This window comes from Bradyrhizobium sp. dw_411, assembly GCF_018449695.1.
GTDB lineage: Bacteria > Pseudomonadota > Alphaproteobacteria > Rhizobiales > Xanthobacteraceae > Bradyrhizobium.
Window position 1 is genome coordinate 349,854 of the sequence record NZ_JAAVUY010000004.1, and the last position, 11,861, is coordinate 361,714.

Annotated in this window: 10 protein-coding genes; 7 read left to right on the plus strand and 3 right to left on the minus strand. The window is 63.0% G+C overall.

All coding sequences use genetic code 11. From position 1 onward, the window contains the following. Window positions 1–161 precede the first annotated feature (161 nt). The 4 genes from efp (at window position 162) to HB676_RS08830 (ending at window position 5,153) form a co-directional block, all read left to right on the plus strand. On the plus strand, window positions 162–728 hold the full coding sequence (gene efp, locus HB676_RS08815; RefSeq protein ID WP_213737366.1) for an elongation factor P: 567 nt from the start codon (window positions 162–164) through the stop codon (window positions 726–728). 31 nt (window positions 729–759) lie between these two features. Then, window positions 760–2,364, plus strand: coding sequence for a M23 family peptidase (locus tag HB676_RS08820; RefSeq protein WP_213737367.1), 1,605 nt, complete (start codon window positions 760–762; stop codon window positions 2,362–2,364). A 203-nt stretch (window positions 2,365–2,567) separates the two neighbouring features. Next, window positions 2,568–3,983: a DUF4403 family protein gene (locus HB676_RS08825; RefSeq protein WP_213737368.1), complete on the plus strand. Its 1,416-nt coding sequence runs from the start codon at window positions 2,568–2,570 to the stop codon at window positions 3,981–3,983. A gap of 54 nt (window positions 3,984–4,037) precedes the next feature. Next, window positions 4,038–5,153 carry an alpha/beta fold hydrolase gene (locus HB676_RS08830; protein WP_249780138.1) on the plus strand — a complete coding sequence of 372 codons (1,116 nt, stop codon included), beginning with the start codon at window positions 4,038–4,040 and terminating at the stop codon, window positions 5,151–5,153. Window positions 5,154–5,156: 3 nt separating this feature from the next. On the opposite strand, the gene HB676_RS08835 is transcribed toward HB676_RS08830, so the two are convergent. After that, a complete protein-coding gene (locus tag HB676_RS08835; RefSeq protein WP_213737370.1) occupies window positions 5,157–5,633 on the minus strand; it encodes a carboxymuconolactone decarboxylase family protein in 477 nt (158 codons plus the stop codon). Window positions 5,634–5,691: 58 nt separating this feature from the next. Here HB676_RS08835 and HB676_RS08840 point away from each other — a divergent pair, with 58 nt between their 5' ends. Further along, complete coding sequence (locus HB676_RS08840) at window positions 5,692–6,294, plus strand: MarR family transcriptional regulator (protein WP_249780139.1); 603 nt, start codon at window positions 5,692–5,694, stop codon at window positions 6,292–6,294. Between the two features lie 21 nt (window positions 6,295–6,315). Beyond that, complete coding sequence (locus HB676_RS08845; RefSeq protein WP_213737371.1) at window positions 6,316–7,557, plus strand: lytic murein transglycosylase; 1,242 nt, start codon at window positions 6,316–6,318, stop codon at window positions 7,555–7,557. Between the two features lie 131 nt (window positions 7,558–7,688). Here the strand turns inward: HB676_RS08845 and recJ are convergent, their stop codons facing one another. Continuing rightward, window positions 7,689–9,530: a single-stranded-DNA-specific exonuclease RecJ gene (recJ, locus tag HB676_RS08850; protein WP_213737372.1), complete on the minus strand. Its 1,842-nt coding sequence runs from the start codon at window positions 9,528–9,530 to the stop codon at window positions 7,689–7,691. A gap of 348 nt (window positions 9,531–9,878) precedes the next feature. On the opposite strand from recJ, the gene HB676_RS08855 reads away from it, so the two are divergent. Continuing rightward, entirely contained in the window at window positions 9,879–10,982 is a 1,104-nt protein-coding gene (locus HB676_RS08855) for a methyl-accepting chemotaxis protein (protein WP_213737373.1), read from the plus strand. 101 nt (window positions 10,983–11,083) lie between these two features. Here HB676_RS08855 and HB676_RS08860 read toward each other — a convergent pair whose 3' ends face one another. Beyond that, window positions 11,084–11,803 (minus strand): haloacid dehalogenase type II, encoded by a 720-nt coding sequence (locus HB676_RS08860; RefSeq protein WP_213737374.1) that lies wholly within the window; start codon window positions 11,801–11,803, stop codon window positions 11,084–11,086. Window positions 11,804–11,861: the final 58 nt, after the last annotated feature.

Below are 11,861 nucleotides of genomic sequence, written 5' to 3' on the forward strand. Positions count from 1 at the left end.
GAGACCAGGCAGGTATTTGCCGCAAATCGTGCCGTATCCTTACAGCGGCAGCACTAGCTTCCACCGGCAAAATCAGTATGTTGCAGCCCGAAACCGCCTCTGAGGCCTCGGGACGCCCTTGTCCGGACGGGTCCCGGGCCAGAATATCAGGAAACACAGCTTTGAAAGTCATCGCCAGTTCTATTCGCAAGGGCAACGTCATTGAGCAAGACGGCAAGCTTTACGTGGTTCTGACCGCCGAGAACATCCACCCCGGCAAGGGAACCCCGGTCAGCCAGATCGAAATGCGCCGAATCAGCGACGGCGTGAAGATCTCCGAGCGCTACAAGACCACCGACCAGGTCGAGAAAGCGACGATCGAGGACCAGAATTTCAACTACCTCTACAAAGACGCCGACGGCTTCCACTTCATGAACAATGACAATTACGATCAGGTCCAGGTGCCCGAGGACATCATCGGCTCGGCCGCGCCCTATCTGCAGGAAAACATGACGGTCAAGCTGTCGCTGCACGGCCTCGTGCCGGTCGCGATCCAGATGCCGCAACGCGCGACCCTGGAAGTGGTGGAAACCGAACCGGTCACCAAGGGCCAGACTGCGTCGTCGTCGTACAAGCCGGCGATCCTGTCCAACGGCGTTCGCACCAACGTGCCGCCGCATGTCGGCACGGGAACGCGGATCGTGGTGATGACCGAAGACGGCTCTTACGTCGAACGCGCCAAGGACTAGGAAGCGCGCATCGGCGCCGGGGGGCGGATCATTGGTTACGAGAGTTGCCCGGTTCGTTCCGCGTGTGCTGGCAGCTTTCCTCCTGTTTCTGGCCGGCACGGCAGCTTCGACCGCCGACGAATTCCGCACCCCGGCCATCACGGCCGTCCGCGCCGAATGGCAAAGCGCGCTCGATCAACTCCGTGTGGAGATTGGCGCCCAGCCCGCGGTCATCCCGTGGTTCATTTTTACGGGCTGGCGCCGGCTGCCGGCCTACGATCCGCGCGCGACACCGGCGCTGGTGCAACTCAATGCTGTGACCTCGCCATTCTTCACCGGGATCGGACGCAGCCCGGTTCCGGTGCTTTTGCCATTCGATACCGCAGCGTTTCTCAATGCCCAATTGAACGGCGCGCCCGCAAGCCTTTCGCTGGCGCGCTATCAGGCCGACTTTCGTCCCGCCGATCTGTTTGACGCCGGCCCGGCCGGCTACGACGCGATGTTTTCGCTCGAGCCCGGTGCCGGCGACGGCATGCCGCTGCGGGCCTTCGCCAAACCCGTCGAAGTGCAGATCACCGGATCGATACTCCTTTACGACATCAGCGATCCCTTCGCCGGCAAGGGCGAGCCGGTCAAATCATTGGCCGCGCAATATCCCGACCTGCGCCGTTTCATCCGGGAGGGATATGTTCGCTACGCCTTTACACGCTTCGGCGTGCCTTATGTCGTCTCGATCCAATGCCTCGACAGCGTGCCCCGCGCGCAGCACCTCGCCTGTCGCGAAGCCTATCCCGTCGCCGAGCGTTTCCTGAAAGCGCTGCACGTCGCCGGCGGCCTGCCGTCGCGGCCGCGCGTGGATATGCCCTCCGAGATCGTCGAGCGGCCACCGACGGCTTCGCCCGATTTCACCTATCGCCCGGCCGGCGACATCATCGTCAACAGCGGCTCGCGCAAGCAAGGCGGCCGCGCCGACTTCACGGCCTATGCGCAAATTCGCTTTCCGCTAGAAAAGGCGCCGGCCTATGCCCATTCGCAATCGTTCGGCAATCGCCGATCCGACAAACCCGATGAGCTGACCGGCAGCAACACCAGCTATCCCTGGCAGGACAATTTTTGCGAGGCCCGCAGTTTCGGCGTCGGACAATGCGCCAGCGGATTCGGCCATCAGGGCCAGGATATCAGGCCCTCGCCGTGTCCGCTTCACAACACCGAATGCGAGACCAATCAGCAGGGCATCGTCGCGGTCCGCGACGGCGTGTTGCTCCGCTCGCTGAAACAGCAGGCGGCGACGCTGCTGGTCAATTCCCGCAACGAACACGTCCGCTTTCGCTATATGCACATGAACCCGGCGAGCATGGACGCCGATGGCGTTCTGAACGGGCGTCATGTCTGGGAGAGCGAGAAGATCGGCCTGGTGTCGAACTATCTCGACCACCCCAACGGCACCACCCGCCATCTGCATTTCGACACGCAGGTGTTCACGCGCGACGGCTGGCTCTGGGTCAATCCCTACGTCACGCTGGTCTCGGCCTATGAACGCCTGATCCACGGACGCGGACGCGAGATCGGCCCCGAACCCACGCCACCGCCCGCCGTAGCGCACGCGCTGCCGCCCGAAGTGAGCCATCCCGACCCGCAGGAAGGCAGCGAGAACTAGGCTGCGACTCTTTAGCGCGCGGCTAAACGCGAACCGACCGCATTGCCGCTGCCCTCAAGCCGCCCTGGCAAAACAGTTAAATTTTACCGGCAGCAAAATATGCGGCGAAGGGCTTTCCTGCAGTCATTGTCGCGTTTGAATGATAAATGTAATCTCGGCGCCGGGTCCTTGACTGTCGAACAAGATTTGCAGGGAACAAGAACATGGGAATCTACCCTCGACCCACACGTAACATTACCGCTAGCTGTTTCGCGCTGCTCTGCGCAGCCTCATTCGCCGGCACCGCGTCAGCGGGCGAGAAGCCGCCGGTCATTCCCGACGCGCCGTCGGCGCTGACGACGCCATCGCGGGTTGCGGCGACCATTGAATTTGGATTGCCGTCGATCGCATCTGCGGTCGAGCGCGACGTTCCAAGACGGCTTGCCACCATCGACGAGCGCATCGGCTGCGTGAACAAGCGCGTGTTCGTGTTCAGGATCAAAGCCAATTGCGATGTCGACGGTTTTGTCGATCGCGGAGCAATGTCGCTGTATGGTCGTGGCGATCATATCGTCGGATCGATTCCTATATTTGGCAGCATCGAAGGCCAGGGCGCCAACCGCTTCACGTCGCGTATCCACGGCGACGCCGAGGGCCGGGCCATGGTCGAGGTCGAATCCCGACCGAAACTAACCAAGGACTGGTCGATCGACCTGAACTTCAGCGACTCCTTCCACTGGACCGAACCGCCGGTTCTCCGTGTTCTTGGCCGCGAGATTTCGCTGACCAAATACGCTGAGCCCAGCATCCGAAAACAGCTCGGCCGGATCCGGGCACACGCGCAGGAAGCCGCGCGCCGGCTCGATTTGCACGACAAAGCCGCAAAAGCCTGGGAGCAGGCGTTCCAGCCGGTGCCAATTTCGCAGGATCCTCCGGTCTGGCTGCAGATCGTTCCGGCCAACGCGGCGTTCGCGGGCGTCCATGCCAACGCCAAAGACCTTTCCGGTTCGCTCGAATTGACCGGCACGGCTCAAACCCTGATCGGCCAGGCGCCTTCTGCGGTAACGCCGACGCCGCTGCCGACGCTGGGCAACGACATCAGCCAGCCCGGCACGTTCGACATCCTGCTTCCGGTGCGCGTCAATTATGACGCCTTGCGTGACAAGATCATGCAGGCGGTGGCGTCCAGCAAAGCGGGGCCGATCATCAAGGAAATGCAGATCTATCCGTCGTCCGGCAAGCTGGTGATCGGCGTTCGCGCCGCCGGTCCTGACACCACCGATCCGGCCGCCGGCGAATGGCTCTATCTGTCCGGCGCGCTGAATGTCGATTCCGCTCAGCAATCGATCAAGATATCCAATCTGGCGGGCGACAGTTCGCTGCCTGAAGGATCCGTGGCGGCGCAATTGCAGAACCAATTGCTCGACCAGTTGAAGGACATCCCCGACATCGGCTACGGCCTCGCCTATCAAAACCTGCTCAACGCGGCCAATGAACGCTTGAACCGGCCGCTGAAGAACGGCTTCCGCATGGAAGGGCAGCTCACCACCGCCAAACTCGACAGCATCCAGCTTCTTGCCGATGGCGTCGGCATCGCGCTGCGCGTCAGCGGCGATCTCAAAATTCTCTACGGAATGTAAGCCATGCCAGTCGCACTCAGACTCCTCTTTGGTGTCTTGTGTGTACTCGCCGCCATGGATACGGCGAACGCGCAGAGCGAGTTTTATCGCGCGTCACTGTCCGAGGCGGCGGGCGCGCCTGGTACGCTGGTTCGGCAAGAAGTGATCGATGGCGCGCCACTGGGCGCCACCACTTATCGCGTGCTCTACCGCTCAACCGGGTTGGACAATAAACCGATCCTGGTGTCGGGCGTCGTGCTCGTGCCGCCGGGCGATCCACCGCCGGGCGGCCGGCCGATCGTGGCCTGGGCGCATCCGACATCGGGCGTGGTGCCGCGCTGCGCGCCGTCGTTGGCGATCTTTTTGTTCGAGCAGATCCAGGGGCTGCGCTCGTTCGTGCGCGACGGCTACGTGGTTGCGGCAACCGACTATCCCGGCCTCGGCACCCCCGGACCGCATCCTTATCTCGTCGGCTTCAGCGAGGCGCGCGCCGTGATCGATTCCGTGCGTGTCGCCGCCACCCTGCCTGGCGCCGGTGGCGGCAAAAAATTCGTGACCTGGGGCCATTCGCAGGGCGGCCATGCCGCGTTGTTTACCGGCATCATCGCGAAGAGCTACGCGCCGGAACTGGACTTACTGGGCATCGCCGCGGCCGCTCCGGCCACCGATCTGACCACGCTGATGAACGAAGACATCGATTCCGTCGGCGGCAAGAACATCACCGCGATGACGCTGTGGTCCTGGCAGCGGGTATTCGATGCCAGGATGGACAGAGTGGTCGACCCGCGCGCGATGCCTGCGATCAATCAATTGGCCGAGGAATGCATCGAGGGACCGTTCGATCTCAGGCGGCGCCAGCTCACCGAGCAACCGCTGGAGCAATATTTTCTGACCACCAAGCATCCGTCCGATCTCGAACCCTGGCATACGCTGCTGGCGCAGAACTCACCCGGCGCATTGCCGCCCGAAATTCCGGTGTTTCTCGCGCAGGGCACCGACGACGTCATCATTCATCCCGATGTGACCAAGGCCTACGCGGCGACACTGTGCAAGGCCGGCAGCCACGTGCAGCTTCTATCGATGCCGAACATCGGTCACGGCCGGGCGGCTCAGGCCAGCACCCAGGCGATGCTCGAATGGACCAGCGACCGATTCGGCGGAAAGCCTGCTCTCGACGATTGTTCGCGCTAAAAGTTACGCCGCCGCACCAGCTGCATTTGCCCGCACCGGCGGCGACCAGCGATAGGCCACGCCGAACCTGTTCCAGACGTTGATCGACGTGATCGCGGACGTCAGATACGTCAACTCCTGCTCGGAAAATTCCGCCCTCGCCTGCGCATAAACTTCGTCGCTAACGCCTTGCGTCAGCAACGTCAGCGCTTCGGTCCAGGCCAGCGCCGCGCGCTCGCGTGATGAAAACAGCGGCGTCTCGCGCCAGACCACGACGAGGTTGAGCTTGTCGACGGGGATGCCGAGGCCTTCGGCCTGCAGGATGTGGAATTGCACGCAGAAAGCGCAGCCGTTGATCTGCGAGGCGCGCAGCTTGATCAGCTCAAGCAATGCCTTCTCGATGCCGGCCTTCGCCGCGGCCTGACCGAGTGCCGCGACAATATCGTAGGCGTCTGGCGCCAGGGCTTTAAAATCTTTCATCTCGCTTCGAGCATGTGACATTTTAATTGCCTCATGATACATTATCAGTGTTCTGATAAATTATAAGAGTACTTATATTATGCGCAAGATCGAAGCCGCTGCAAAATTGCGTCCGTCGCAAAAAATGCAAAGCCGGAAAAAAGCGCCAAAAAAACGAAAAAAGTCGTCTGCTAAAAAAAGCGCTCGAAACAGAAAATCCGCTCAAAATCCTGACATCGCCGGCATGCGCCCGCCGCTGCCCGGCCACGGCAAGCGTGGCGAAAAAGGCCACCTCGCCTATCTCCTGCGCCAAGCCCAGGCCGCCACCCGGCTGACCCTAGACCGGGCGCTGGACGACCTCGGCGTCACCCCGCCGCAATTCGCCGTGCTGACGATGCTCCGGGCCTATCCGGGCCTGTCGGGAGCGGATTTGGCCCGGGTGGCGCTGCTGACCCCGCAGACCGTCGGGGTGATCATCCGCAATCTGGAGCGCGACGGGGCGATCCGGAAAACGCCGCACCCGGTACACGGCCGGGTGCTGCAATGGAGCCTGACCCGCCGCGGCGGAACCCTGCTCGACAAAAGCCGGCAGCGCGTGGTCGCGCTGGAACGGCGGTTGGTGGCAGGGCTCGGCGCAAAAGCCCAGGTCACGATCCGGCGCTGGTTGTCCAAAATTGCCGCAGACCTGCAGCAGGATGGCTGACGCCTGCGGTAGACTGTGCCGATGAGACAGCTTGATTCCCTGCACGCTCCGACCCGTCGCGCGCTGTTGCGATCGGGCCTTCACGCCAGCCTTGGTGCGAGTGCCCTGCTCGCTCATCCCGTCGCGGCGTTCGCGGCGCCAGCCGGCTTTGATCACTGGCGCGATCGCTTCCGCGCGAAAGCGCTGGCGAAGGGCGTTTCCGAGGCGACTTATACGCGCGTGATGGGCCGCATCGAGCCTGATATGTCCGTGTTCAAGCAGATGCAGCGGCAGCCGGAATTCAACGAGGAAATCTGGCAATACATCAATCGTCGGGTTTCGGACTGGCGCATCATCGCCGGCAAGCAGGCGTTGCGGAAAAACGAAGCGCTGTTCGCACGGCTCGAACGGGATTTCGGCGTCGAGCGCGGCACGCTGCTGGCGCTATGGGGCGTCGAATCCGCGTTCGGCGACCCACAGGTGCAGGAAAACCATATGCGGCCGGTGTTTCCGTCGCTGGCGGCGCTGGCCTGGAACGAGCCGCGCCGCCGCGCCTATTGGGAAACCGAGTTGATCAACGCGCTGAAGATCGTCGATCGCGGCTGGAGCACCCCTGCCGAGATGCGCGGCTCCTGGGCCGGCGCGATGGGACATACCCAATGGATGCCGGAAGTCTGGCTCAATGTCGGGATGGACTATGACGGCGACGGCCGCGTATCGCCATTCGGCAAGCCCGACGATGCGCTCGGCTCGACCGCGCGCTTCCTGATCAACCGCGGCAAATATCACCGCGGCGAGCATTGGGGTTGCGAGGTCCGTGCATCCGGTGAATCCCGCGGCAGCCGGACCTATGCGGCCTGGGCCGGCGCGGGTGTGCAGCGCGCCGACGGCCAGCCATTCACGCAACCGGATGCGAGCGCGCAGATGTGGGTGCCGGTGCCGGGCGGCCCGGCGTTTCTGCTGGGCCCGAATTTCTATGCGGTGCGCAGCTACAATCCCTCAATGAATTACGCGCTCGCGATCTGCCATCTGGGCGACCGCATCCTGGGCGCGCCGCCGTTCCTTCAACCGTTCCCCGGCTCGGAGCGCGCTCTGACGCTGGCCGAAGTGCAGGAAATGCAGACTCGCCTCACCCGCGCGGGTTTCGATACCGGTGGCACCGACGGCCGCGTCGGCAACGACACCATGCAGGCGGTGAAGGACTATCAGAACAGCGTGGGATTGCAGCCCGCGGACGGATATGGCGGATTGCAGGTGCTGGCAAGGTTGAGGCAGGGTGGCTAATCCCAAACCGTTTTTCCGGGATGCGCCACTTGCCGCAGACCTCAGATGTGCGATTGCACATCGGGGAATCTCGAGCTTATTACCTCTAGATTCCGGGTTCGAGGCTACGCCTCGCCCCGGAATGACTGGAGTTACCTGATCATCACCGGCCCTTGATCCGGCACGGCCACATCCAGCACGCGCAGTTGCACGCGCTCGGTGCCCTGCCAGCGGTCTACCGCGAGCGATCCCGCGACATGCAGCGGCTGGCCGCGATGCTGGGTCAGGGCGTTGCCGAGTTTTTGCCCGACGGCGCGGAACGCGATGCCGTTGACGATCGCGCCGTCGCCGGATTTGAACCGTACCCGCACATGGGCCTGCCCGACTTCGTCGGCATAGACCAGTTGATGCGACGGCAGCGCCACCACCGGTTCGGGATTGCCGCTGCCGAAGGGACCTGCGCGATTGAGCGTAGCGGCGAGTTCGGTTGTCACCCCGCGCGCGCTGACCGCGCCATCGATGAAGAGCTCGTTGACATGACGCGCCTGCGCCACGTCATGCGCGAGCGCGGTTTCCATCGCCGCGCGAAACTCCGCCAGTTTTTCCTTGCGCAGCGTGACGCCGGCCGCCATCGCGTGACCGCCGCCCTTCATCAGCAAACCATCCGATACCGCCTGGCGCACCGCCTTGCCGAGATCGACGCCCGAGATCGAGCGGCCGGAACCCGTACCGATGCCGCCGGGCTCCAGCGCAATCGCAAACGCCGGCCGCGAGAATTTTTCCTTCAGCCGCGACGCCACGAGGCCGACCACGCCGGGATGCCAGCCTTCCGACGCCGTCACGATCACCGATCCCTTGTCTTCCAACCCAAGCGACGCCAGCGCCTCGGCTTCCGCCTGCGCCTCCGCCATCTGTTCGATCACGCGGCGTTCGGTGTTGAGACGATCGAGCTCGGCGGCGATCCGCGCGGCCTCGGAGACATCGCCTTCCAGCAGCAGCCGCACGCCGAGATCGGCGCGGCCAATCCGGCCGCCGGCATTGATGCGCGGCCCCAGCATGAAGCCGAGATGCCAGGCCTCTGGCGGGCCGTTGAGCCGCGACACATCCATCAGCGCGGTGAGACCGACCTGATCGCGACGCCGCATCGCGATCAGGCCTTTTGCAACGAAAGCGCGATTGAGCCCGATCAAGGGCGCGACATCGGCAACGGTCCCGAGCGCCACATAATGCAGCATGCCCAGCAGATCCGGCTCCGGCCTTTCGCTGGTCCAGAATCCGCGCGCGCGCAATTCGCGATTGACCGCCACTAAAGTGACCAGCACGAGACCGACCGCGGCGAGATGGCCAAGCCCCGAGAGATCATCCGGCCGGTTCGGATTCACCAGCGCGTCGACCTCGGGCAATTGATCGCCGGTCTGATGGTGATCGATCACGACCACCGACATCCCCAGCCGCCGCGCTTCCGCGAGCGGCTCAAAGCTGGTGGTGCCGCAATCCACCGTCACCAGCAGCGTGGCCCCCTTGCCCGCCAGCGTGCGGATGGCCTCGCTATTGGGGCCATAGCCTTCGAAGATACGGTCGGGAATGTGTATCAGCGGATCGAGCCCGCAATGGCGCAGGTGCCAGGCCAGCAGCGCCGACGACGTCGCGCCGTCGACATCGTAATCGCCGAAGATCGCGACTTTCTCGTTGCGGGCCGCCGCGTCCGCGATGCGCTTGGCGGCGGCTTCCATCTGGGTCACGGTGTAGGGATCGGGCATCAATTTGCGGATGGTCGGATCGAGAAAATCCTCCACCGCATCGATCTCGACGTCACGCCCCGCGATCACCCGTGCCAGCATTTCCGGCAGATGATAACGCTGCGCGATTGCCTGCGCCCGCGCTGCACCGCGCGCATGAAGCCGGTCGCGCCACAGCTTTCCGGTCACGGAATGCGCGACGCCCAGAAAGGCCGGCGGGGCTTCGACAGGCAATGCGGAGGCAGGAAGCGTCATGATGGGTTCAGATAAGCACGAAGCGCGGTTTCGACAAAGGCGGCGGCGTGCCCACAACATTCGCCAGTGTGCAAGCGGTGCGTTGCCAAGCTGCCAAGGCGCGTGATTCTCGAATCACCCTCCAAGAGCAGTTTGATTCTCCTGGTCCCATCCGGCGTGCATCCCACGGCAAATTTCGCCAAAAAAGCAGCCAAATGCCGAAACAAGATGCAGTCCTGGCGACATATAACAAACCCGGAACCCAAGGAAATTAAACGCGCGTTAGAATAAATCGGCGACAAACGAAGAGTTTTCGGTGCGCGCTTTTTCGAACAGGTGAAAAAGCCGCAACGTAGAGAAAGTCCGCCGATGTCCACAGCGCTTGATCGCAATCACAGCCGAGCGAAATCGATCGCGAATGAACCGATCGATCCGGCGAGCGCAGAGGATGAATCCGACATCTCCGGACTGATCGCGCGCCTGACCGCCGAGGTTAATCAGATCGCCTGCGAGAAGACCAAATCGATCCAGCACATCACCAACCAGATGAAGATGCTGGCGCTGAACGCGCTGATCGAAAGTTCACGCGCCGGAGCGCAGGGTGCTGGTTTCGCGGTGGTCGCGCAGGAAGTACGCAGTGTCGGCCAGCAGGTCGAGGCGATCGCGCGCGAGCTTGAAACCCAGTTGACGAAGCGAACCGGAAACCTCATGAGTTCGATCGAGCGGATGACCGAGCGATCGCGCGGCGAGCGCATGATCGACCTGTCGCTGAACGCCGTCGAACTGATCGACCGAAACCTCTATGAGCGAACCTGCGATGTGCGCTGGTGGGCAACCGATTCCGCCGTCGTTGATTGCGCCACGGGTCCGGACGCAGCCAACGTCGCGCACGTATCGGAGCGGTTGGCCGTGATCCTCGGCGCCTATACCGTTTATCTGGATCTGTGGCTCTGCGACCTCGACGGCAATGTGCTGGCCAATGGGCGGCCGGACCGCTTTCATGTTGTCGGGCAGAACATCGCCACGACAAAGTGGTTTCGCGAAGCACGCGGCCTGCGCTCTGGTGACGACTACGTCGCTGGTGACGTCGAGCGCCAGGCGTTGCTCGGCAATGCCCAGGTCGCTACCTATTGCGCGAGTGTCCGCGCGGGAGGCAAGGCCCAAGGCCAGCCGATTGGCGTGCTTGCTATTCATTTCGATTGGGAACCTCAGGCCCATGCCATCGTTCAGGGCGTGCGCGTGGGCGCGGCCGACAAGGCACGTGTGCTGTTGGTCGATTCGAATCTCCGGGTGATCGCCGCGTCCGACGGTCAGGGCCTGCTCACCGAACGGGTGCCGCTTTCACTGGAGGGACGGCGCAGCGGCTTCTATCACGACCGGTCGGGAGCGCTGGTAGCGTTCCACGCCACGCCCGGCTATGAGACCTACAAGGGACTAGGGTGGTTTGGTGTCATGCTTGCAGCGGCTGGATAGCGGCTAGCGAGTAGCCCGCATGAGCGCAGCGACATGCGGGGCTGGTCGACCGAGACCCGGATCTCGCTGCGCTCATCCGGGCTACATTCCAGACCACACCTTTAACACCCCATCCTGTCGGCAACCCCGCCAAAATCCTTGGCGACGATATCCCAATCGCCCTTGGCCTCGAAATCGTATTTCTGCAGCGGGCCGTACTCGGTGGGACGCGCGACGAAGGCGGTCTTCAGTCCGAGCTTCTGGGCGGCCTTGAGATCATGATTATGCGCGGCGACCATCATGACCTGTTCCGGCGGCAGGCACAGCAGGCGCGCGGCGCCGAGATAGGTTTCGGAATCGGGCTTGTAGTGCTCGAACAGTTCCGCCGACATCACGAGGTCCCACGGCAGGCCTGCGAATTTCGCCATGTTGGTCAGGAGCGCGACATTGCCGTTCGACAACGGGCTGATGATGTATTTTGTCTTCAGCCGCGTCAGCCCGGCGACGCTGTCCGGCCAGGCATGAAGCCGGTGCCAGCCCATGGTAAGGTAATGCAGATCCGCGTCGGTCAATCCCGTAATGCCGAGCTGCGCGACCAGCTTTTCCAGGGATTGCCGGTGCAGCGTGTCGAGGATCACGTAACCGCGCTCGGGATGCTTGCGCACCTCGTCCATCGAGGCGGCATAGACCGCGCGCCAGCCGTCTACCAGCGCGATCCAGTCGGCCTTGATGCCGCGCGTGTCAGACCATTTCGTAAAGTCGTTGATCAGGCTGGTGCGCCAGTCGACCACCGTGCCGAAGACATCGAACACCAGGGCTTTCACGGCGGAGATATCGGACATGGTCGCTCCCGGGTTTCTTGTTTTTCTTATCTGTCATTCCGGGATGGTGCGTTAGCAC